At 65.7% G+C, this 21,545-nt stretch carries 21 protein-coding genes, 4 tRNA genes and 2 pseudogenes; 6 read left to right on the top strand and 21 right to left on the bottom strand.

The features are described from left to right. Positions 1–12: 12 nt before the first annotated feature. The 4 genes from ACOOHF_RS07670 to ACOOHF_RS07655 form a co-directional block, all read right to left on the bottom strand. Positions 13–954: an aldo/keto reductase gene (locus ACOOHF_RS07670; protein ID WP_420464046.1), complete on the bottom strand. Its 942-nt coding sequence runs from the start codon at positions 952–954 to the stop codon at positions 13–15. 38 nt (positions 955–992) lie between these two features. Then, positions 993–2,243 (bottom strand): ATP-binding protein, encoded by a 1,251-nt coding sequence (locus tag ACOOHF_RS07665; protein ID WP_420464045.1) that lies wholly within the window; start codon positions 2,241–2,243, stop codon positions 993–995. A gap of 140 nt (positions 2,244–2,383) precedes the next feature. Beyond that, positions 2,384–3,187 carry a methylenetetrahydrofolate reductase gene (locus ACOOHF_RS07660; protein ID WP_420464044.1) on the bottom strand — a complete coding sequence of 268 codons (804 nt, stop codon included), beginning with the start codon at positions 3,185–3,187 and terminating at the stop codon, positions 2,384–2,386. 106 nt (positions 3,188–3,293) lie between these two features. Continuing rightward, positions 3,294–4,409, bottom strand: a complete 1,116-nt coding sequence (locus ACOOHF_RS07655; protein ID WP_420464043.1) for a TauD/TfdA family dioxygenase — start codon at positions 4,407–4,409, stop codon at positions 3,294–3,296. 163 nt (positions 4,410–4,572) lie between these two features. On the opposite strand from ACOOHF_RS07655, the gene ACOOHF_RS07650 reads away from it, so the two are divergent. Continuing rightward, positions 4,573–5,181, top strand: a complete 609-nt coding sequence (locus ACOOHF_RS07650; RefSeq protein ID WP_420464042.1) for an HD domain-containing protein — start codon at positions 4,573–4,575, stop codon at positions 5,179–5,181. A gap of 27 nt (positions 5,182–5,208) precedes the next feature. On the opposite strand, the gene ACOOHF_RS07645 is transcribed toward ACOOHF_RS07650, so the two are convergent. After that, positions 5,209–5,355, bottom strand: coding sequence for a hypothetical protein (locus ACOOHF_RS07645; RefSeq protein ID WP_419934411.1), 147 nt, complete (start codon positions 5,353–5,355; stop codon positions 5,209–5,211). A gap of 34 nt (positions 5,356–5,389) precedes the next feature. Between ACOOHF_RS07645 and ACOOHF_RS07640 the strand changes: the two genes are divergently transcribed. Further along, on the top strand, positions 5,390–5,944 hold the full coding sequence (locus ACOOHF_RS07640; RefSeq protein ID WP_419934410.1) for a flavin reductase family protein: 555 nt from the start codon (positions 5,390–5,392) through the stop codon (positions 5,942–5,944). 212 nt (positions 5,945–6,156) lie between these two features. Here the strand turns inward: ACOOHF_RS07640 and ACOOHF_RS07635 are convergent, their stop codons facing one another. The 4 genes from ACOOHF_RS07635 to ACOOHF_RS07620 form a co-directional block, all read right to left on the bottom strand. Beyond that, positions 6,157–6,660: a type II toxin-antitoxin system HicB family antitoxin gene (locus ACOOHF_RS07635; RefSeq protein ID WP_419934409.1), complete on the bottom strand. Its 504-nt coding sequence runs from the start codon at positions 6,658–6,660 to the stop codon at positions 6,157–6,159. Continuing rightward, positions 6,660–6,854: a type II toxin-antitoxin system HicA family toxin gene (locus ACOOHF_RS07630; protein WP_419934894.1), complete on the bottom strand. Its 195-nt coding sequence runs from the start codon at positions 6,852–6,854 to the stop codon at positions 6,660–6,662. The genes ACOOHF_RS07635 and ACOOHF_RS07630 overlap by 1 nt, the downstream gene beginning before the upstream one ends. A gap of 136 nt (positions 6,855–6,990) precedes the next feature. Then, positions 6,991–8,265 carry a TRAP transporter large permease gene (locus ACOOHF_RS07625; RefSeq protein ID WP_420464041.1) on the bottom strand — a complete coding sequence of 425 codons (1,275 nt, stop codon included), beginning with the start codon at positions 8,263–8,265 and terminating at the stop codon, positions 6,991–6,993. Beyond that, a complete protein-coding gene (locus ACOOHF_RS07620; protein ID WP_420464040.1) occupies positions 8,265–8,786 on the bottom strand; it encodes a TRAP transporter small permease in 522 nt (173 codons plus the stop codon). The genes ACOOHF_RS07625 and ACOOHF_RS07620 overlap by 1 nt, the downstream gene beginning before the upstream one ends. 226 nt (positions 8,787–9,012) lie before the next feature. Between ACOOHF_RS07620 and ACOOHF_RS07615 the strand changes: the two genes are divergently transcribed. Further along, the gene (locus ACOOHF_RS07615) at positions 9,013–10,167 is read left to right on the top strand and encodes an ATP-binding protein (RefSeq protein WP_420464039.1); all 1,155 of its coding nucleotides are present in this window, start codon (positions 9,013–9,015) and stop codon (positions 10,165–10,167) included. Positions 10,168–10,194: 27 nt separating this feature from the next. On the opposite strand, the gene ACOOHF_RS07610 is transcribed toward ACOOHF_RS07615, so the two are convergent. From ACOOHF_RS07610 to ACOOHF_RS07595, 4 genes and pseudogenes are all read right to left on the bottom strand, one after another. Then, positions 10,195–11,226, bottom strand: coding sequence for a TRAP transporter substrate-binding protein (locus tag ACOOHF_RS07610; protein ID WP_420464038.1), 1,032 nt, complete (start codon positions 11,224–11,226; stop codon positions 10,195–10,197). Next, the gene (locus tag ACOOHF_RS07605; protein ID WP_420464037.1) at positions 11,219–11,983 is read right to left on the bottom strand and encodes an SDR family NAD(P)-dependent oxidoreductase; all 765 of its coding nucleotides are present in this window, start codon (positions 11,981–11,983) and stop codon (positions 11,219–11,221) included. The genes ACOOHF_RS07610 and ACOOHF_RS07605 overlap by 8 nt, the downstream gene beginning before the upstream one ends. Then, on the bottom strand, positions 11,973–12,167 hold the full coding sequence (locus ACOOHF_RS07600; RefSeq protein WP_419934403.1) for a hypothetical protein: 195 nt from the start codon (positions 12,165–12,167) through the stop codon (positions 11,973–11,975). The genes ACOOHF_RS07605 and ACOOHF_RS07600 overlap by 11 nt, the downstream gene beginning before the upstream one ends. A 93-nt stretch (positions 12,168–12,260) precedes the next feature. After that, positions 12,261–12,459, bottom strand: a pseudogene (locus ACOOHF_RS07595) (DUF433 domain-containing protein). Between the two features lie 180 nt (positions 12,460–12,639). On the opposite strand from ACOOHF_RS07595, the gene ACOOHF_RS07590 reads away from it, so the two are divergent. The 3 genes from ACOOHF_RS07590 (at position 12,640) to ACOOHF_RS07580 (ending at position 17,582) form a co-directional block, all read left to right on the top strand. Next, positions 12,640–14,256, top strand: coding sequence for a M28 family peptidase (locus ACOOHF_RS07590; RefSeq protein WP_420464036.1), 1,617 nt, complete (start codon positions 12,640–12,642; stop codon positions 14,254–14,256). An 89-nt stretch (positions 14,257–14,345) separates the two neighbouring features. Beyond that, on the top strand, positions 14,346–16,133 hold the full coding sequence (locus tag ACOOHF_RS07585; protein WP_420464035.1) for a hypothetical protein: 1,788 nt from the start codon (positions 14,346–14,348) through the stop codon (positions 16,131–16,133). A 114-nt stretch (positions 16,134–16,247) separates the two neighbouring features. Further along, positions 16,248–17,582 carry a Fic family protein gene (locus ACOOHF_RS07580; protein ID WP_420464034.1) on the top strand — a complete coding sequence of 445 codons (1,335 nt, stop codon included), beginning with the start codon at positions 16,248–16,250 and terminating at the stop codon, positions 17,580–17,582. 35 nt (positions 17,583–17,617) lie between these two features. Here ACOOHF_RS07580 and ACOOHF_RS07575 read toward each other — a convergent pair whose 3' ends face one another. From ACOOHF_RS07575 to ACOOHF_RS07540, 8 genes and pseudogenes are all read right to left on the bottom strand, one after another. Further along, positions 17,618–18,124 carry an N-acetyltransferase family protein gene (locus tag ACOOHF_RS07575; protein ID WP_419942976.1) on the bottom strand — a complete coding sequence of 169 codons (507 nt, stop codon included), beginning with the start codon at positions 18,122–18,124 and terminating at the stop codon, positions 17,618–17,620. Positions 18,125–18,492: 368 nt separating this feature from the next. Continuing rightward, positions 18,493–18,566, bottom strand: a tRNA-Arg gene (locus tag ACOOHF_RS07570). A 64-nt stretch (positions 18,567–18,630) separates the two neighbouring features. After that, positions 18,631–18,715 (bottom strand) — tRNA-Leu (locus ACOOHF_RS07565). Between the two features lie 6 nt (positions 18,716–18,721). Continuing rightward, positions 18,722–18,807 (bottom strand) — tRNA-Leu (locus tag ACOOHF_RS07560). A 70-nt stretch (positions 18,808–18,877) separates the two neighbouring features. Then, positions 18,878–18,952, bottom strand: a tRNA-Arg gene (locus tag ACOOHF_RS07555). Between the two features lie 257 nt (positions 18,953–19,209). Then, positions 19,210–20,754, bottom strand: a complete 1,545-nt coding sequence (locus ACOOHF_RS07550) for a DUF4062 domain-containing protein (protein WP_420464033.1) — start codon at positions 20,752–20,754, stop codon at positions 19,210–19,212. Between the two features lie 17 nt (positions 20,755–20,771). Then, positions 20,772–20,996, bottom strand: a pseudogene (locus ACOOHF_RS07545) (type I restriction-modification system subunit M N-terminal domain-containing protein); the annotation flags it as partial. A 98-nt stretch (positions 20,997–21,094) separates the two neighbouring features. Then, positions 21,095–21,412: a type II toxin-antitoxin system RelB/DinJ family antitoxin gene (locus ACOOHF_RS07540; protein WP_419942978.1), complete on the bottom strand. Its 318-nt coding sequence runs from the start codon at positions 21,410–21,412 to the stop codon at positions 21,095–21,097. Positions 21,413–21,545 lie beyond the last annotated feature (133 nt).

The following is a 21,545-nucleotide window of genomic DNA, read 5'->3' as shown; positions in this document are numbered from 1 at the left end:
CTCCGGAACCATTTAGAAGTCTTGAACCAGCTCACGCATGCGCCGCTTCGTCGCCTCGTCGGGCAGGCGGCCGAAGGCGGCCTGGATGTTGTCCTCCATGTGCTCCGGATTCGTCGTCTCGGTGAGGGCGCACGTCACGGCGGGATGCTCGAGGATGTACTTGAGCGAGAACTGAGCCCAGCTTGCGCAGTCGAACTCGGATGCCCATTCGGGTAGCTCGCGTCCGCTGACGCGGCCGAAGTAGCTGCCGTTCATGAAGGGGCGGTTGATGAGGACGGCCAACCCGAGGTCCCGGGCGAGCGGCAGGAGGCGCTCCTCCGCGTTCGGCTCCATCACCGAGTAGTTGATCTGCACGAAGTCGAGGGGCTCCGCCCTCATGAACGCCTCGAACGCCTCGTGCTGGCCAATGCTGGAGGTGGTGACGCCGATGTAGCGCGCCTCTCCCGAGTCCTTCCACCGGAGCACGTTGGGCCAGTGTACGTCCAGATCGCGCATGCTCTCGACCTGGAGCAGGTCCAGGGTGCGGCTTCCGACGACAAGTTCCTGGTTCTGCCGCATCTGTTCGATGCCCGACGCTTCCCCGTCCGTGTTGATCTTCGTCGCGACGAAGAGGCGGCCGCTGAACTCCGGTGCGGCCAGGACCTGGCCAAACTCCTCGTCGATTTCCGGTGTGCGCGGGGAGGTATCGACGACCCGCCCACCGTGCTCGAGCAGCACGCGGATCACGGCCGTCACGGGCTCCGTCCCCTCGGTCGGGATCTCGAGCACGGGCTTCGAGGACCCAAAGCCTACGATGGGCAGCGTCTCACCGGTTCCTGGTATCGGGCGCGTTGGGAGCGTGGTCTGGGCCGACAGCGTGCTTCCGAGCGCCGGGCCCCGGGTGGCCAGCAGCGCTCCCAGACCCGCGAGACTGGCCAGGAAGTCGCGGCGCGTCGTGTCATTCGGGATCGCCATGGAGACCGTCCTCGCAAATCGCTCGGTGGCGCTATGGATCAGGGCCCCAGCGCCCCTACCGGGATCACGCTCACCCCATCCTCCCGCGTGTAACCATACCCGCTGCTCACGATCACGCCCAGCGACGTCGGCTCGCCCATACGGTCCGGATCCACCTTCCGTGCCAGCCGGAGGAGGTTGTCGGCACCTTCATCTGCACTTCCCTCGCCGAGCTTGACCTCGAAAGCCGCCCAGCGACCGTCGTTGCACTGAACGATCGCGTCCACCTCGAGGCCGGCCTTCTCGCGGTAGTGAAACACCTCGGCGTCCGTAGCCTGGGCGTACACCCGCAGATCCCGTACGACCAGCGACTCGAACAGGAATCCGAGGAAACCGAGGTCGCGGAGTAGCCGGGCAGGTGTCGCTCGGACGGCGGCCACCGCGAGTGAGGGGTCCGCGAGGTGCCGGATCGGCTTGCTCCTCAGCACCGACCTGGAGCGCAGGTGGGTGGGCCACGCAGGCTGGTTCTCAACGATCATGATCCGTTCCAGCGCCCTCAGATACTCCGCGGCCGTGTGCTCCTTGATGGCGGATACGCCTTCGCCGGTGTCGGAGGCGAGGGTCGCGGTCGCGGCGGGCGTCGCGACGTTCCGGGCCAGGGACCGGAGGAGCATGCCCACCCGCACCGGATCCCTCCTCCTGCCGTCCCCATTGGTGATGTCCAGGCGACGGATCTCGTCCAGGTGATCTCTGTTCGCGCGGAGCGCCGTTTGGGTGGTGCTTTGGAGGTTCAGGGGCCAGCCGCCGACGCAGATCAGTTCCGCCAGATCATCGAGCGGGATCACCGACCTGTCCGCCGCGACGCGGCCCCCGTCCAGGAGGCCCGCCAGCGAGACTTGGCCCGAAGAGCGACCCAGTTCGAAGAGTGAGAACGGGCGCATGCGAAGCCGGGTCAGACGTCCGGCTCCGGTGTGGCGGGTTGCGTCGTCGGCCGGAACCGTGGATCCAGTGAGTATGAACTGACCCGGGAGGCCGCGATCATCCACCGCCCTCCGCACGTGATTCCAGATCGCCGGCTCCAGCTGCCATTCGTCGATCAGCCTCGGCACGTCGCCGATCAGGACGCGGGCCGGTTCGAGACTGGCCAGGCGCCGGGCCACATCGTCGACATCCAGCCGGGCTTCGCTGGCAGCGATTTGCCGCGCCGTGGTGGTTTTTCCGCACGCCCGCGGGCCCTCGATCACCACCGCTCCGGTGGCCTTCAGGCGCTCGGCCAGTTCGCTGTCGACGACTCTGGGGCGATAGGTCATGCACCCACCTTAGTGGACTTGATCGGACGTGCGCTACACGAAGATGCTAGCGGTTGGGAGAGCCTCCGGGAAGGGACAGAGGCAGATTCGGCAGTCGGATAACGGCAGAAACAGCACTACTACAACGGCATGAATGGCGTCTATTCGGGAGCATCTCCTGTCAGGGTGGCAGTGCGCAGACGGGACAGCCATCCGGCGGCGTCCGCCAGGCCGCCGAAGGTGAACAGGTGAATGTCGACGGCAGGCGCCTTCTCCCGGTCGGCCAGGTGCGAGGCCAGCGCCAGCGCAATGGGGGTCGGCGACCATCTACCCGCCAGCCGTGCGACGCCTGGCTTGCGCTTCAACGCCCGTGCGGACGCCCCGACGCCGCAGCGGACCGCGTATCCGATCAGCGTGCGTAGCGCGACGGGCCCCGGCACCCCGATGCGAACCGGCAGCGTGCAGCCGGCCTCCCTCGTCCGCGCCAGCCAGGCGAGAGCGGGGGCGGGCGAGAACACGAACTGCGTCACCACCCAGAGCTCCGAATCCGTCGCCCGGGCGTATGCCGTTTTGCGCCGAAGTGCTTCATCCAGATCGGCCGGGCCGACGAGGGGATGCCCCTCCGGATACGCCGTGACGCCGAGCCGCCGCAGACCGCACTCGGCGAGTAGCCCGGAGTCAAGCAAGGCCGGCGTATCGGGATACGGGCCGGCGGGCGCGGCGCGGTCTCCGGCCACCAGCATCAGGGAGTCCACCCCTGTCTCCACCAGCGCGGACAGCCAGTCGCCGAGCTCGTCCGGGCTCCGCACCGAGCGCGCCGACAGGTGCGGCACCGGCTCCATGTCCGCCGCCAGCACCCGTTCGCAGGCGGCGATCGTGTCCGGCCACCGGCCCTTCGGCGGGAACGGCACATAGACGGCAGCACCGGGCGGGAGGTGGCCGGCGAGGACTTCCGGCGGAGGCACCTTTCGCGCCAGGACCTCCACGGAGGCACCGAGGGCCAGGTCCCGGAGCGCGGCCCGAGTCCGGGTCTCTGAAGGAGGCGGCATTCGGTCGAATACGGCCGGGCCCTCAGATCCGGCCTGTGCGGCGCAGCATCCTGGGGTGGTTGCGCACGTTGTCGTGCTCGAAGTAGGCGTCCTGCAGGTGGCGGTGCCCGTTCGAGCGCAGCGCGGTGCGACCGTGCAGCACCCGGTGCCCGGCGCACAGCAGAATCTGCCCGCCTTCCAACCGGAAGTTCACCTGGGCGCCCGGGTCATTGACGCGCCTGGACAGCTCGTGGTAGGCCGCGTAGAAGTCGCCCAGCCGAGGCTCAGACAGGGGAACGGCCTGCATCTGCGCGGTGTTGAAGCGAATCATCCTGACCTCGCCGTCGCTGTCCAGCGCAACCATGGGGTTGGTCGCGTAGCACTCGTATTCCTCGCTGAAGATGCGGGACGGCACCGGCACCTTACACAGCACGTCGAACTTGTCGGGGTGATCGCTGCGTAGCTCGTTGAGCAGGCCGAAGCCGTCCACGACGGTCGATTCCCCGCCTTCGCACTCGTTCACCAGCATGTGCAGCGCCTGCACGCTCGGCGGCCAGGTGTAGCTGGTAAAGTCGTTATGCGGCGCGACCGCCAGACCCGTGTGCGCGATGTTGTAGCCCTTCGGATCGAGCATGACGTTGTGGATGCGCTCGAACAGCACCTCGCGGATCGGGCCCAGACGGGTCGCGAGCTGCTCCAACGAATCCGGTTCGGTGGGGGCGTCGACCAGCACGCAGACCCCCGTCCGCAGAAACTCCTCGATCATCTCCGCCGCCGCCCCGTCGCTCGCCAGGAACGGCCCGTAGTCGAACCTCCGCGGCTGGAACCGGCCGTCCCAGCACTGCAGGTCGGGACGAGACGGGCTCAGGAGGCCGTGGATCTCGCTCGACCGGTAGCGGGTTTGGTGCCCGTCCGGCCAGGCGATGGCGATCGCCTCGTCCTCGGATCCGGCGCCTTCGAGGCTGACCGCGAGCGGTCTCAGGTCCCTGGCGACCCGGAAGATGTGGAACCGCTTCTCCGTGGTCTGCTCGACGCAGCACTCGCTGCAACCGCAATTGTCACGCAGCCAGAGGTAGGGAAGTTCGGTCCGTTCGCCACCGCTCCAGACTGCGGTCAGGACCTCGGCATTCCGGGCGACGCTGCTGATCGAGTGATGCATGGTCGATCCCCTCAATCCGTTGTGAGCGGCGTTGTGGCCGGCCTGGAATGGACGCTACCGAGTCCCGAGCGACCTTGACAATGCCCTCGACTTCTTCCGACGCTGCGGCGGGGAGCCCCCGAGAGTGAGAGGGGGGGAGAGCGACCATGGGAGGGTGACCAGCATGACCCGTATGGCGACGCCGGACCCAACGCCGGGCGGTCCCGTGGTGAGCTTCACCCGCATGGCGGACGGCACCCGCGAGGACTACGAGTTGCTCGCGGACCTCGAAGAGGAGTTCGCCGCCGGCACGGCGGACCGGGTGTTGGCGCACCTCCGCGAGCTGTCCGGTTCCATGGGCGGCTACAAGGTCGACCGGCTGGAGCATTCTCTGCAGAGCGCGACCCGCGCCCACCGCGACGGCGCGGAAGAGGAGATGGTGGTCGCGGCGCTCCTGCACGACATCGACGACCTGCTGGCCCCGCACAGCCACGGCGAGCTGGCCGCGCTCCTGCTACGCCCCTTCGTGACCGAGCGCACGCACTGGATCGTCCGGCACCACGGCCTGTTCCAGCGCGTCTACTACGCCCACCACGTGGGCGGCGACCCCAACGCGCGCGACAAGTACCGCGACCACCCCTGGTATCAGGACGCCGTGGACTTCTGCCACCGCTGGGATCAGTGCTCGTTCGATCCCGACTACGATTCGCTGCCGCTGGAGTTCTTCGAGCCGACGGTGCGCCGCGTGTTCGCGCGCGAGCCGTTCAGCCTCGCGCCGAGAGAGCATTCATGATTGAATGGCTTGGTATCGGCCACCTCTTTAAGTCATCCGCGAGGAGGCGATGAAGAAGATGACATCAATGCCCGTCTGGTCACGAAGACGGTTCCTGGAGAGCGGATCGGCGGCTGCTGGGATCGGCGCCGTTTGGGGATGCACGCCGGGGACCAGCCCGTCGGCGCCGCTCACCGGCCCTCGCCGCTCGCTTGCGGCGCCGGGCCCGATGCTCCCGCCCGTCCCGGCGATCCTGCTCACCGTGAACGGCCGACCCGGCGACCCTGACGAGATCTCGGTGCTATGGACGTTCGTCGTGAGCGGCGACCCGCCCCAGATTGGGGTGAGTGCGGGCCTCGAGCATCAAGCGAGGGAACTCCTGGAGCTCCACGACGAGTTCGTGCTGAACGTCCCGCTTGCATCGATGGTCGAGGCGTTCGACACCGTCGACATGAACTCTGGAAGCGTAGCCGACAAGTTCGAACTCTCAGGTCTGACACGAGGCGCGGCGACCGTGGTCGATGCGCCCATCGTGGAGGAGTCCCCCATCCATTGCGAGTGTCGCATCATCGACTCACTTGAGGTGCCGCCCGAGCGGAAGCTCTTCATCGCGGAGATCGTGGCCACGACCGTCATCGAGGGCGCGGTCGACGACGCCGATCGCCTGATCGTGCCCGATGTGGACTTCTTCGGGATGACCGCCGGGAGTGGCGAGCTCTACACGATGGGTCGCCGAGTCGGCAACATCGGGATGACCGTCGGTCGGACCGACATCAAATACTGACGCCCCCCAGCGTGTGAGGCACCGGCATGGAGGAGGAGCGAAACTCTTGGCAAACACTACATGTCGATACGTGATTGATGCATGAGGGAGCGGTAATGGCGTATCGAAATATAATCAGTCTCAGCGATACCGGAACTCGACTACGCGCTCGAGTGGGCCCTCCGAGGAATCGCAGAACACCCTTTCCTGGTATCACCTGAGCCACATAAGCCTTACTCGCCGTCTCCCTGCCGACGCCGGGCCTGCCGTGCCGAGCCGGCCCCGTAGGCATGACTTGCATCGGGTCTGTCGGTGAGCAGACCTGACAAGTCTCCGTCCGACTCATGCTGAAGATAGCTGAGCGCCGCGCGAGCCAGCAGACCGGACCTTGACTGGCCTTCCCGCACCGCGGCCTGGTCCACGATGGCCAGTACCCGCTCAGGCAGTGTGATATTGATTCGTTTGGTCTTGCTCGAAAGTTTCGACATATCCACGTCGGCAATCGCCCACACACCACCTCTGTAGTCGTCGTTCGCCTGGTGCGCTTCCAGCGAGGCCTTGGCCGGGACCGGTTCGCCATCCAACAGCAGGCCCTCGATATGGCACGCGATCGCCTCCCGTGCCGACTCGATCACTTCGTCGAGGGTGTCACCGGCCGAGAAACAACCAGGGAGATCGGGCACGGTGACGCCATACCCGCTGTCTGCATCCTTGTGAACCACGATCGGAAAGCGCATCAGCGATCCTCCCATTCCCAACCCGCCTGCCGGAAGATGTTGCGAAGCGTCCCGATCGGGATGTCCTTGCTGGGGTGCTTCACCGTCACTCGGCCGGGCTTGTCGGAATGAACGAATTGGTGGTGGCTTCCGCGGGTGTTCCGAAGCGTCCAGCCATCTGCCACCAGTTTGCGAATGATTTCCCTGCTCGACATGGTGTGTACTATACACACCAGGACCTATTCCACGAAAGGCCCCTGTGGCCTACCTGCCCACCGCTCCCGTAGCTCACCGCACCGGAGACCCTGCCCTCGCGTGCCGCCCCAACGTCCTCCGACGAGCGCTCCGCCCTCAGTACCCGAGCAGTTCCGGCAGGAACAGCACCACGCCGGGCAGGAACGCGATGGCCACCGTGAGCGCCAGCATCAGCGCCAGGTAGGGCCAGAGCGGGCGGGCGACCTCCGCCGGCTGGACCCCTCCCACGGAGCAGGCCACGAGCAGGCTTACGCCTACCGGCGGCAGGAACACGGAGATCCCCTGGGTCGCCACGATCACCGCGCCGTAGTGGATGGGGTCGATCCCGAGTTGCGTCGCGAGAGGCAAGAGGATCGGCGTCAGCAGGACGACCGCAGGCACGCCCTCGAGGATGGCGCCGAGCAGAAGGAAGATGAGAATCGTGAGGGCCATGAATCCGACCTGGCCACCTCCGATTCCCACCACCGATGACGCCAGCGTCTGCGGCACCTGCATGACGGCGAGGACCCAGCCCAGGAGGCGCGCGGCCCCCACCACGAACAGCACCATCCCCGATACCATGGCGGTCCGGACGACCTTCTTCCACAGCTCCGCGAGGGTGAGGGATCGGTACACGAACCCGGCCAGGAGCAGCGCGTAAGCCACGGCTACGGCGGCCGCCTCGGTGGGCGTGAAGAGGCCGAAGCGGATGCCGCCCAGGATGACCACGATCATGAATAGCGGGAGCAGGGCATCGATCGCTGCGCGGCGGAGGTCCGCGAGGGAGGCGCGCTCGGCGGCCGGCCACCCTTCCCTGCGCGCCTGCCATCCGATCTGCGTCATCAGCCCCGCGGCGATGAGGAGCGCGGGCACGATCGAGGCGATGAACAGGGCGCCGATGGAGATGTTGCCGATGACGCCGTAGACGACCATCACGATGGCCGGCGGAATGAGAATCCCCATCCCGCACGCCGCCGAGACGATCGCGGTGGCGCGCGCCCGGCCGTACCCGTGCGCGGTCAGTTGAGGCACCATGATGCCGCCCACGGCGGCCGCGTCCGCGGACGTGGAGCCCGACACGCCCGAGAAGAAGATCTCGGTCACGATGACCACCTGCCCAAGCCCTCCGGGGAGGTGTCCCACGAGCGACCGCGCCAGCGTCACCAGGCGGCGACTGATCCCTCCGACGTCCATGACGAAGCCGGCCAGAATGAAGAGGGGCACGGCGAGCATGGGGAACGAATCCATCCCGGCGATGATCTGCTGCGGGATGATGACGAGCGGGAGGTCCGCCACCAGGATGGCGACGACGGCCGCGATCGCGAGCGCGAAGCCGATGGGCACGGCGGCGAGCACCAGGAGGCCGAAGACGCCGAGGAGGAGCCCGCCCATCAGCCGGTCTCCCCGACCGAGTGCCCCGCCGACTCCGGCTCCCGCGCCGGGTCCGAATCGCCGGCCGCCGTCCCCGCCAACATGTGGATCACCATCAGCAGGCCGGACACCGGCGCCGCGGCGTAGACGAGCGCGACCGGCAGGTTCAGCGCGGCGGAACGCTCTCCCATCGTCAGGTCCATGAGAGCGATGCCCGTGGCAATGAGAAGGAGCCCGAACAGCAGCACGACCGCCCCGGCGAACGTCTCCACGGCCCGTTTCATGCGCGGGGCCAACCGCGCGGTGACCTGATCGAACCGGAAATGCGCCCGATGCGCCACCGCCAGCGAAGCCCCGAGCAGCGACATCCAGATGAAGCAGAAGCGCGACACCTCCTCGCTCCAGGGATTCGGGTAGGCGAAGAGGTAGCGCATGAGAACCTGGAGGAGGACCACGTCGCACACCGCGATCACGAGGACGCCCACGGCGTACGTCTCGAACGCGATCAGAACTCGGTTGAGCGCCCGCAGTCGCCTCGTCATTCGAAGAGCTCGTGGCCGCTTTCTGCTGCAAGATCCTCGGACAGTTCGTCCGCGCTCGGCAATCGCGCAGCGCGCTCTCTAACTTGGAGCATCGAACTGTGTGCCTTCATCGAGGCCTCCTGTATCCCTGTTGCGATACAACGTGTCATGCTGCCGCGTGTCCACGTCAACCTGATTGCTGATGATACGCATTGCTACTGCAAGTTATCATGATAAATTGCAGCCTATGTTCAAACGATCACTGATTCTGCCGGACGCCGGCACGGAGACGTTCTTCCTCTGGGGGCCACGCCAGGCCGGCAAGAGCACCCTGTTGCGCCAGCGCTATCCGGACGGCCGCTGGGTCGACCTGCTGAAGAGCGACGAGTTCCGACGTTACCTGACGAACCCGGAATTCCTGCGCCAGGAGATCGAAGCGGAAGGGGACCACCGGAACCGACAGATCGTCATCGATGAAGTCCAGAAGGTTCCCGCCCTCCTGGACGAGGTTCACTGGCTCATGGAGAACCGGGGCATCAGCTTCGCGCTGTGCGGATCGAGCGCAACCAGGGTCAGGCGGGGCGCCGCCAATCTCCTGGGGGGACGGGCCGTCCGCTACGAACTGCTGGGGATCACCGCGGCCGAACTCGGGGAGGACTTCGACCTGACCCGCCTGCTCAACACAGGCTATCTCCCTCGCATCTACCAGGCCCCTCGCCCCGTCCGTCTCCTGGACGCCTACATCAACGACTATCTCGTCCAGGAGGTCGCCACGGAGGGAGTGGTCCGGCAACTCCCTGCCTTCTCACGCTTTCTCGACGCGGCTTCGTTGAGTGACGGAGAGATCGTCAACCTTTCGAACGTCGCCGCGGAATGCGGCGTCGCGCTCCACACGGTAAAGAACTACTTCCAGGTTCTGGTGGACATGCTTCTGGCTCGCTGGGTCCCGTCCTATCGCGCGCGCCCGAAACGGCGGGTCATTCAGGCGCCGAAGTTCTATTTCGCGGATGTGGGGATCGTGAACCGGCTCGCGCGGCGTGGTCCCCTGGCTCCCGGCTCGGAATTGTACGGGAAGGCCTTCGAGAACTGGGTGTGCCACGAGCTGTCCGCGTGGCTCAGCTACCGGGAATTGGATGGCGAGCTCTCGTACTGGCGGCTGGCGGGCGGGACCGAAGTGGATTTCGTGGTTGGCGACATGCAGCTCGCGGTCGAGGCCAAGGCGAGCGCGAAGATCGGCTCACGCCATCTCCGGGGTCTCCGCAGCGTCATTCGCGATCACCCTTCGATCGCGCGCCGAGTCATCGTTTGCCTGGAACCTCGCGCGCGACGGACGTCCGATGGCATCGACATCCTGCCCGCCGAAGCGTTCGCCCGACAACTCCGGCACGATCGCCTGGTGTGACCCTGGGGCGGACCGTACCCCGGACTTCTACCGGCTGCCGGAAGCCGTGCGCTCCGCTTCTGCCACCAACCTTGCGATCAGCGCCTCGCCGTCCGGCAGCCGATCGGCCAGTTCGTCCCAGATTCGCGATCTGACGGCCGGGGCGAACGGCGCCAGGTTGGGGCGCGAGATCTCCACCCCGCTGGCGCGCATCTCCTGCAGGGCGTCCGCCTCCATCCGGCGCGCGAGTTCGCTCTGGTAGGCGAGCGCGTCCGCCGCGGAGCGGTCGACCGTCTCCCTTATGTCGCGGGGAAGCGCCCGATAGAACGGCTCGTGCACCAGGAGCGTGATCGGGTTGTAGGTGATGGACGTGAAGCTGTAGAACTTCGCCACCTCGTGGAGCCGGCTGCTCACGAACCCGATCGCGTTCGCCTCCCCGCCGTCGATCACGCCCTGCTGGAGCGCGGAGTAGACCTCGCCGTAGTTCATCGGCGTCGCCTGGACGCCCAGCGCGGAATAGGCCGCCAGATACGTCGCGTTCTGGAGGACCCGGAGCTTGAGGCCGGCGAGATCCTCGGGCGCCTCGACGGGTCGACGCTTGTTGTAGACGTGGCGGAACCCGTAGTCGAGGAACCCCAGCGAGCGGACGCCCGTGCGCGCGAGGAGGAGATCGCGCCACCAGTCTCCGATGGGGCCGTTCATCACCGAGAGCCCATGGTCGCGGGTCTCGAACAGGAACGGGAGATCGAACATCTGCCCTTCCGGCACCCAGCCCGAGAGCACGGGGGTGCCCGTGATGGCCATATGCACCGCGCCGACCTGGATCTGCTCGAAGGCGACGCGCTCGCCCCCGAGTTGTCCCGATGGATAGATGACGACCCGGAACCGCCCGTCGGTACGCTCGAGCATGAGGTCCCGGAAGCGCTCCGCCATGAGGTGGAACTCCGAGTTGGTCGAGAGCACATGGGAGAAACGAACCTCCCAGGTGGGCAGGTTGGTGGGCGGGTCGGAATCGCCGGGGCCGGGGCCACGGCACGCCACCAGCAGGAGCGTCGCCACCACCGCCAGGCTTCTACGCACCCCAGATCGTCTGGCCGGCGTCGATGAACAGGGTGGCGCCGGTCACGAGGCGCGCCTCCTCATTCGACGCGAGGAACACGACGGCTCCCGCCACGTCGTCGGGGGCGCCGATCTCCCCGAGCGGGATGCGGGCGAGACGGCGCTCGCGGAAGTCGTCCTGAGCAATGTCGGCCCGGTTCATGTCGGTCTCGATGAGGCCCGGTGCGATGGCATTCACCCGAATCTTGTGGGGCGCGAGCTCGAGCGCCATCTGCTTCGTGAGCATCTCGACCCCTGCCTTCGACACGCAGTAGTGGGCGAGGTTCGGGGCGGCCACCGCCTGCCCGGCGGACGACACGTTGACGATCGCACCCGGCGTCCCGGCCTCGACCATGCGGCGTCCTACGGCTTGGCCGACCAGGAAGTACCCCTTCAGGTTGACGTTCAGAATGTCGTCCCACTCCTCCTCGCTGATCTCGAGGAGGGGCGTGCGCTTCAGGATCCCGGCGTTGTTTACCAGGATGTCGAGGCCGCCCAGGAAGTCGTGCGCCTCGGCGACGAAGCGTTCGACATCCGATCGGGAGTCCGTGGAGCCCTGCACGGCGACCGCGCGGCGCCCCATCTCCTCGATCTCACGGACGACGCTCTCGGCATCCTCACGGCTCCGCCGGTAGTTGACCGCCACGTCCGCGCCCTCACGGGCCAGGCCCAGGGCGATGCCCCGCCCGATGCTCCGCGAGCCGCCGGTGACGAGAGCACGCTTGCCTTCAAGACGCATTTGGGGCCTGGCAGCGGTCTGGAGCGTCGATGTTCCAGTGCTCCGCTTCGTATCTCTCGACCAAGGTCACCAAGACCTCCAACCGATCGGACTCAGGCGTCCCCCACGCCGCGCCCATTAGGCTGTCAATCTCGGCAAGCGCCGCGTCGTAGTCGGTCTCGGTGCTGATCAGCTGGATGCTCATCGTCCGTTCCTCCTGTATCGGGGAGGCATCGAGGCGACGCCGATTCTAGGCCAGCGACGAGACGCGGGGACAAGTTCTCGTCGAAGAGGAGCTTCACCCGGGCGGGATCGAAACGAGTCTGCGCTCACGCTCCGCCGCAAAAGTCAGCGCTGCCCGGATGTCGTCGCGCTCCAGGTCCGGAAAATCCGTCAGTATTTCGGCTTCCGTCATCCCGGAGGCCAGATACCCCGCGGATGCACGGTTTACCGCCTCTCTTGTCCGGCTCCAGCGTGATGCGATCCAAGAGGTTCATGCTCTGGAATATCCCGTGGGCCGAATCGGAGGTCAAATCTCATCCTACGGCTTGGCTTTCCTTGACGGCCTTCGAGCCCAACTTCATTCCGTAGCCTGCTGGCCACCTCTACGTTCAGAGCGGTGCGGTGGCGGTCGTGTGGTAATCCGGTGTGACAGGTTCCCTCTCGCGGAGCGACCCATGAGGCCCTCGGCTCGAATCGAACTCGCGTGCTGGTTGGCGCGCCTCTTCACCTTGATGGTCCTGCTGGTGCCTGGCGCGACCCGGAGCGTGGCCGCCCAGTCCTTCCCCTCCGACGATCCGGTCATCCGGGCGATCTGGGAGGAGGGGGTCGAGCGCTCACAGGTCTACGAACTCGGCCAGGTGATGATGGACTCGATCGGGCCGCGCCTCACCGGCTCGCCCGCCATGGCCGGCGCCAACGACTGGGCGCTGGCGAAGTACGCGGAGTGGGGCATTGAGGCGTACAAGGAGCAGTACGGCACATGGCGCGGGTGGGAGCGCGGGATCACCCACATCGATCTCGTCTCACCGCGCGTGCGATCGCTCGAGGGCACGGCGGCCGCGTGGAGTCCGGCCACGGATGGGCCCGTCGAGGCGGACGTCGTGATTCTGGCGGACGCGGGAAGCCCCGAAGCGTTCGAGGCGTGGCTGCCGGAGGTACGGGGCAAGTTCGTCCTCATCTCGCGGCCGGAGCCGAGTTGCCGTCCGCGGGAGAACCTGGAGCAATTCTCCCGACCCGAGACGCTGGCCCGCATGACCGAGGAGCGTGAGCGCGCGGCCGCAGAGTGGCGCGCACGCGAGGAGAAAACGGGAATCGAGTGGCGCGCCCTGCCCGAAGCGCTGGATGCCGCCGGGGCCGCCGGGGTCATCCGCTCGCAGTGGTCCGAGGGGTGGGGCGTGAACAAGATCTTCGGCGCCGGGAACGAGCGGGCCCCGCTGCTCGACCTGAGCTGCGAGGCATACGGGCTCGTGTACCGGCTGGCCGAGAACGGTCAAGGGCCGGTGCTGCGCGTTGACGCCCAGGCCCGCTTCCTCGGCGAGGTGCCGGTCTTCAACGCCCTCGCCGTGATCCCCGGCACGGCCGAACCCGAGGAGTACGTGATCCTCGGAGGCCACTACGACTCCTGGGACGGCTCCGACGGCGCGCTCGACAACGGCACCGGCGCGGTCGCGATCATGGAAGCGATGCGCATCCTGAAGCGCGCCGTCCCGAACCCCCGTCGCACCATCATCGGCGCCCTCTGGAACGGCGAGGAACAGGGCTTGAACGGCTCACGCGCCTTCGTCGAGGACCACCCCGAGATCCTCGAGCGCACCCACACCGTGTTCAACATCGATGACGGGAACGGGCCGGTCACCTTCATCCCCATGCAGGGCTTCGCCGCGGCCGGCGGGCGTTTCGGCGACTGGCTCGGGAAGGTCCCGAGCGAACTCGCAGACCTCGTCACCCTCGAGATCCCGGGGATGCCCGAATCCGGCGGGACGGACCACGCGTCCTTCCTGTGCGCGGGAGTCCCGGCCTTCAGCTTCCACGTGGGCGCCGGCCGCAGCGACATGTCGATTGCCGACAACCGCTGGGACACGAGCACCTACACCTGGCACACCAACCGCGACTCCTTCGACAAGATCATCTTCGAGGACCTGCGTGACGACGCGCTGATGACCGCGCTGCTCGCCTACCTGGCCTCCGAGGACCCGGATCGGATGCCCCGCGACCAGCGCGCGATGCCGCCCGGCGCGGCATGGCCGGAGTGCCGACCCCCGGCGCGGAGTTCCGGCGAAAGCAACCGCTAAGGGAGATCTCGTAAGAATCTCCGCGACCGCAACGTTCCTAGGGGGAATGGTCACACCTCTTCGGTGACCTGACATCCCTGGTGATGAGTATGCGACATCGAATCGCGGCACGCCGTTCCCGACGCCTGTATCAGCTTGCGGGCGTGGGCCTTCTTGCCGCGTGCGGAGGCGACGGTCCGCTGGCCGTGCCCAAGGCTCTGCCTCCTGAAGAGTGGGTGTACGACCAATACGTCGCGGTTGGAAGAACCATCGAATTGGATCTCGTTACCATCTTCAGCAGCCTGGACAGCGTCACGCTCCGCTTCCACGCGGAGACATCGGACCCAAGTCTCGTGACGGTCGCTATCGACGATGGTGTGCTGACGCTGGAATCCGTCGGGGGCGAAGGTTCAACCGACGTGACCGTGTGGGCCACTGCTCCGCGAGGCCGGTCCGCCGTCGCCGATTTTGCCGTGTTCACCGACTTCGGCGGCTCGATCGAGCTGGCTGCGGCCGCATCCGTCGGCGATACGATACAGGGGGTTCTGGGGCGAGGGGATGAGGATTATTTCGAGGTCTCCGTCCCGACCGACGCCTTCCGGCTGCGCGCGTTCACCCAAGGCGATACGGCACCCGTGGGGGCATTGTACGACGCGAACGGCACCCGTATCGCACGTGATCATGACACCGGCGAGGGATTGAACTTCTACATCATCCGGGAACTGAATGCCGGAACGTACTACGTGAGCGTAAGCCGCGGGGCCGGGAGTTATTCGTTGATTCTGGAGGAGGCCGAGGCCGACGATCACGGCGACTCGTTTGCTACAGCCACGTCCGTGTCCATCGGTGATACGGTACGGGCCGTCCTGACGCCGGGGGACCAGGATTACTTCGAGTTCTCGGTCCCGGACGGCTTCACCGTGCGCACGTTCGCGCAGGGCGATACGGACACCAATGGAGAACTGTACGACGGGAACGGCATCCGCCTCGCGTCGGACAACTCGGCCGGCGGGGGCTTGAACTTCCACATCGTCCGGGACCTGGCTGCGGGAACGCATTACCTGAGCGTTAGCGGGTGGGACACGGGCAGCTACTCGCTGATCGTGGAGGAGGCCGGGGCCGACGATCACGGCGACTCGTTCGCTACCGCCACGCCCGTGTCCATCGGCGATACGGTGCCGGGCGTTCTGTCACCGGGGGACGAGGATTATTTCGAGTTCTCGGTCTCGACCGACGGCTCGCGCCTGGGCGTGTTCACGCGGGGGACGACCGACGCGGTCGGAACACTCTACGACGGGAACGGCTCCCGCCTGGCGGACGACGAAGACTCCGGCGTGGGGGACAACTTCCACATCATCTGGACCCTCGATGCCGGACGGTACTACCTGCGCGTCTTCGGGAGCTACCACCGCGAAGCGGGATATTACTCGCTGATCCTGAGAGAGGCCGAGCCCGACGATCACGGGAACACGATCGCTACGGCGACGTCCGTGTCCATCGGTGATACGGTTCCGGGCATTCTGGCGGCCCGGGACCGTGATTTCTTCGAGTTCTCGGTCCCGACGGACGGCTTCCGTCTCGGCGCGTTCACGCAGGGTGATACGGACACCGACGGGGTACTGTACGACCGGAGCGGCTCCTGGATCGCGCATGACTATTCGTCCGGCGAGGACTCGAACTTCCACGTCACCCGGGTGCTGGATGCCGGGACGTATTACCTGGAAGTAAGTGGAGGGGGCGGAAGTTACCTGTTGATTCTGGAGGAGGCCGAGGCCGGTACGGATGCTGCGGGGTCTGCGCGCGATACCGGACGTCCCGGCGTGGCCGCAGTACCGCCCCAGGGCGCGCAGTTCAGGCTCCTCCTGACGTCCCCGCCCCACGACGCATTGAAATACTAAATCTTGTTGAATTAGTACATCGTTAGTAGGTTGCGCGCTGCGGGGTGGCGCGACACCGCCCAAATACTAATCTGACACGAATTAGTACATCGTTAGTACTTGGAGCATGCTTCGGTGAAGATTCCCACGTCCGGGCCGACCCTTCGCGAGCTTCTGAGCGACCAGGATCTCATGTCCGGGATCGCACGCACCCTCACGGCCGGGACCGGGCCCGAGGTGAAGGGCCGCTACTACCACTGGGACAAGCTTCGGCACCTCGATCCACCCGCCGGTCTCACCACCCGCGAGTGGTGGCTTGCGCTCAAGTTCGCCCGAGCGCAACTCGCCAAGCCGATCACCCTCCTGGACAAGACCGGCACACCGTTCACGTTCTCGATGACGGATACCGTGCTCCAGGCCATCCACAAGATCGACCGGGACGCGAGCGGGAAGATAGAGATCAGCGAGCAGGTCACGAGTCCGGAAACGCGAGACCGGTACATCATCAACTCTCTGATACAGGAGGCCATCACTTCCAGTCAGCTCGAGGGCGCGGTCACAACGATCGAGAGAGCCAAGGACATGATCAGGACCGGCCGAAAGCCGACCGATCAGAGTGAGCAGATGATCCTCAACAACTACAGGGCCATGCGCGGGGTGCGGCAGTTCGCGCGTGACCGCCTGACGCCTGAGCGGATTCTCGAGCTCCAGAGAGTCGTCACCGCCGGTACGCTTGATGACCCCGACGCCGCCGGCCGGTTGCGGCGGCGGGAGGACGACGTCGTCGTGAGCGACTTCGATGGCAAAATCCTCCACCGCCCACCGGACGCCAACGAACTTGAGGCACGCCTGGACCGGATGTGCGCGTTCGCCAATGGGGAGGATGGAGACGCCTTCGTACACCCGGTCATCCGCGCCATCATCCTTCATTTCTGGGTCGGGTACGACCACCCGTTCGTCGATGGCAACGGTCGAACGGCCAGGGCGCTCTTCTACTGGTCCATGCTGTCGCAGGGCTACTGGCTTTGCGAGTACATCTCGATTTCCACGCTTCTTCGCTCGCAACCGGCCAAGTACGCTCGCGCCTACCTGTATACCGAGACGGACCAGAACGACCTGACCTATTTCGTGCTCTACCAGCTAGGCATAATCCGGCGGGCGATTGAGGAAGTGCACGTCCACCTCGACAGGAAGATGGAAGAGATCCGACGTGTCGAGGCCCTCCTGCGGCAGGCGGTGGTTCTCAACCATCGACAGCTCGCGCTCCTCAGCCACTCTCTGAAGCACCCCAACAGCCGCTACTCGATCCGGTCTCATCGGAGCAGCCACAACGTAGTCTACCAGACCGCTCGCACCGACCTGCTGGATCTTGCCGCTCGCGGGCTCCTGACCAGACGGAAGGTGGGCCGGACGTTCTACTTCTACCCGCAGCCGGACCTCGCCGATCGTCTGAGAAGCCTCGAGGCTTGATCTCATGGGGTGGGCAGCGTGTCTTCCTTCCTGGCCTAATCGTCGAGGCTCAAGGCCCAGTTGTTCCACTTGCGATCGGGAGAAGCGCCCAGCGATCGGTAGAAGCGCTCGGCGGCGCTGTTCCCGGTCATGACGGTCCAATTCAGTTCGGCCGCGCCGATGGACTCGGCATGCGAAATCACGGCCGCCATCAGAGCCCTCCCCGCCCCCATGTTTCGTGCCGCCTCTTCAACAAACAGCTCCTTGAGCACGACCTTGGGTCGAAGCGTATAGGTCCAGGGAATCGTGTAGACGACAGCCATCCCGACGAGATCATCGTCCTGCTCGGCAACAAACGCGGTGAACAGGCGCGCATCGCCGAACCCATGCTCGAGAACACTCTCCCGCGTCACCGCGAAGCGGTCGATATACTCCTCAAACCGTGCGAGCCCCCGCATGAGCTCGAGCAAACGATCCACATCTCCGCGTTCAGCCAGCCTGACGTGCATTAGCGGAACCGTCGTCCAAGGATCCTTGAGGTAGCCGAGATACTCCCGAGCCATCGCCCGAAGCATTCGGCCAGCGAAGGGAGGCGAAGCCTCGCGAGCGGCGAAATGCCGCCCGGCACCCGTGCCTAACAAAGGACGTGCCCGGGAGAATTCGGCCAGCAAGGGGGAGGGACGAAGCCCTCCCCCGCAGCGCACCGAGAATTCTGCCGGGCGCCTTCTGGCTTCCGAGGGACATGCGCCCGGGAGAATTTGGTCAGCGAAGGAGGGCGAAGCCCACCGAGCGCACCGAGAATTCTGCCGGGCGCAATTTGACTTCCGAGGGACATGCGCCCGGGAGAATTTGGTCAGCGAAGGAGGGCGAAGCCCACCGAGCGCACCGAGAATTCTGCCGGGCGCGAGTTGACTTCCGAAGGAAGGAAACATGCGCCCGGGAGAATTCGAATCCCCAACCTCCTGATCCGTAGTCAGGTGCTCTATCCAGTTGAGCTACGGGCGCTGGGACCGGTCGACCGCGACCGGCGATGTCGTGCGCGCGAGGCCGAAAGCCCCGCGATGCTGCATGCCCAGGAGAGGATTCGAACCTCCACGTCCGTATAGGACACTAGCCCCTCAAGCTAGCGCGTCTGCCAGTTCCGCCACCTGGGCTGGTGATGCTCGGGGGGGGAGTCGAACCCCCACGGGAGTTAAATCCCACAGGATCCTGAATCCTGCGCGTCTGCCAATTCCGCCACCCGAGCCTGCGCCCCTGAACCCGCGGGTCCGGGAGTTCCCCCACGGACCGGTGCTGCCAAGCTCCGTCGGGACGAGTGCGCCCGACAGGATTTGAACCTGTGACCTCTTGCTCCGGAGGCAAGCGCTCTATCCAGGCTGAGCTACGGGCGCAGACACGAAACGCGTCGCCAGAAGGCGACGCGCCGTGGACTCAATCTAATGGGGTGGGGACCCGGCGTCCACAAGGTGTATCGAGCGCTGCTCTCCCACGCCTCGCTCGAGGAACCGCTTAAGAAAGTCAGCCTCGATATGCCGCTTTTTTTGTTCCGGACATTCGCGCCAGTTACACAGGTACCGGTAGCCCAGCCGACGCCGGAAGTGGCCGATGACGCGGCGTTGCGTGCGGATCTCGAGATCGCCGGCAGCGGTCACTGGGGGCTTTCGAGGTTGGGTTCGGGGGCGGGATCGGAGGCGGAGTCGCCAAGCACCTTCCAATGGCCGCCCTTGTCGGGGCCGACCCGCTCGATCTTCCCTGCCTTGCGCAACTTGTCCAGCCGGTACCGAACGGTGGATTCTGTGATACCGAGCGTGGCAGCGATTTCGCGGCGGCTGGCCGACGGGTTCCGGCGGAGAAGCGCGAGGACGCGGTCAGCGAGTTTCTGGTTGGAATCGTCTTTTTCTGGTTGTTTTCTGGTTGTTTGCTGGTTGTTTGCTGGTTGTTTTCTGGCAGATCTTGATCTTCTGGTTGTTGATTGCGTAGTCTTCCCTGCCCGCCAAATCCTCGTAACGAAGCCCGCGCCGACATCGAACTCGGGCTCCGGTAGGCCCGCCTCGGCGCAACGCCGAATCATGTCCACCGTCCCGGTTCCCATCCTCTCGATGTACTGCAGCAGGTACATCGCCTCCGCGAGCAGCGGATTGCCGGGCAACGACTGGTGTGGCAGGCGTAGCTTCTCCACGGTCAACGGTGGCGGCAACCGACCCGAATTCATGACTTCCAGCCGGTCGGCGAACAGCATCACCTGAACGCTACTGTTGTCCGTGTAGTCCCGATGGGCCACCGCGTTCACGACCGCCTCGGTCACCACTTCCTGCGGTATCTCGTACGCGACGGGGACCTGCACGCTCTCCGCTCGCGTGCCGACCGACAGCGCGATTTTGCCCAGGACGAAGTCCACGGCCTGATCCACCAGCGCGAATACGGTTCCCTTATAGACTTGGTAAGAGGGAATCGGCTTGGCGACCTCCGTTCCGTGGAAGTGCGCGCACTTGATCTCCGAGGAGAGCAGAAAGCGTTGCGGGGCTCTCCCGAAGAGCAGCACTGCGGCGTTGGTCAGCCGCCCTCTGTTCAACAGGTTCAAATGCCTGAGCAGGTCCGGCGGCCGCGTCTCTTCCGGCAACGAGAACTGCCGCGCCCGGCGTGCGGTGCGGATGAACCGGTACATGCCCTCGACGTCCAGATCGTCCAGCGTGGCTCCCGAGCACTGTGCCGCGTCGAACGGTCCGAACCGCAACATCTCCTTCGCTTCGAGATACTGCACGAGCGCGGGGTAGAGTCCGGCTACCAACTCGGCCGGCGTGGCGAACCGCCTCCTGACCAAGCCGGCCTGAGCCCTGGCGATAAGCGAACGCATCTTCGGATGTCGACCGTCTTCTTGCGCTCCCTTCACGAAGATCAACCGGTGCTTCTCCAGTTCGGTGGCGCAGTCGAACTCGCGCTCGGTCGGGGAGACTCCCTCGGCGTTCTCGCTTCCGTAGTCCTGTCCGAACAAGCCCACGTAGATGTCGCACCGCTCAACCTCCTCCAGATAGACCCGATCTGGGCGCTGATCGGAAGCCGGTACTTCCTCGAACAGAAAAACCTCGAAGAAACGCCGCATGAGCGGGTCACCGCGCAGGTAGTCGCGGACGCGTTCCCTCTCCCCTGTGAATTCGCCTTGCACGCTGCTGATGAAGATGCGGACCGGGGTCACTGGCTGGGCTCCTCTACGATCTCCTTGGTCCCCTTGAGCGCGACCATATCCGCGAAGTTTCCTCCCTCAGGCACCTCGGTGTCGGCGTAGGGGTCGGCGTGCCCCGCGTACTTGTCCGACACGTACTTCATGAAGAGCAGCGTGAGGACGTAGTCCTTGTACTGGGACGCGTCCAAGCCGCCGCGCAACTGGTCGCAGCTCTGCCAAAGCGAGGAGTAGAGGTGCGATTTCCTAAGGGCCATGTGACTAGATCACTCCGATGAGACGGATCCGGGAGGGACGGACCGGGTGAGAAGTGGAAGCCGCGAAATCCTCGGCCAGAACCGGATCGCAGCCAGCGTCATCGCCCGCCATCCGGCCCAGGTTGGCGCCGGATCGTCTCCGTTCCAGAGCTGGGTCGGCTTTCGTCGAGGTCGCGGAACAGCTCCTCGGCACTGGCGAAACGCTGGCCCTTGCCCTCGTCCAATTCCTTCATGGCCTCGAGGGTGGAGGGATTCGGCACCTGGACGGCAAAGGGCAGTCGCTTTTCGTCCGCCACGCGCAGCAGCAGCAGCCGGATCGCGTCGGACACGGTCAGACCCATGGCTTGGAGGGCCTCGGTGGCGCGTGCTTTTGTGTCGCTGTCGATCCGGGCGCGTACAACGGTATCGGTGCTCATGTGGGACCTCCTCCTCGTCGTAGCCCCAGTGTAGCTACGCCAAATCGTCGCAGCAAGATAGCCGGAGACGGCACACCAGACGCGTCTCAAGAGCTCGCTGGCGCACGTTATTCAAGTACGGAACGATGTCTGG

The organism is Candidatus Palauibacter sp., from assembly GCF_965216145.1.
In the GTDB taxonomy this organism is placed as follows: Bacteria; Gemmatimonadota; Gemmatimonadetes; order Palauibacterales; family Palauibacteraceae; genus Palauibacter.
This window is presented reverse-complemented; position numbering and strand designations above follow the sequence as displayed.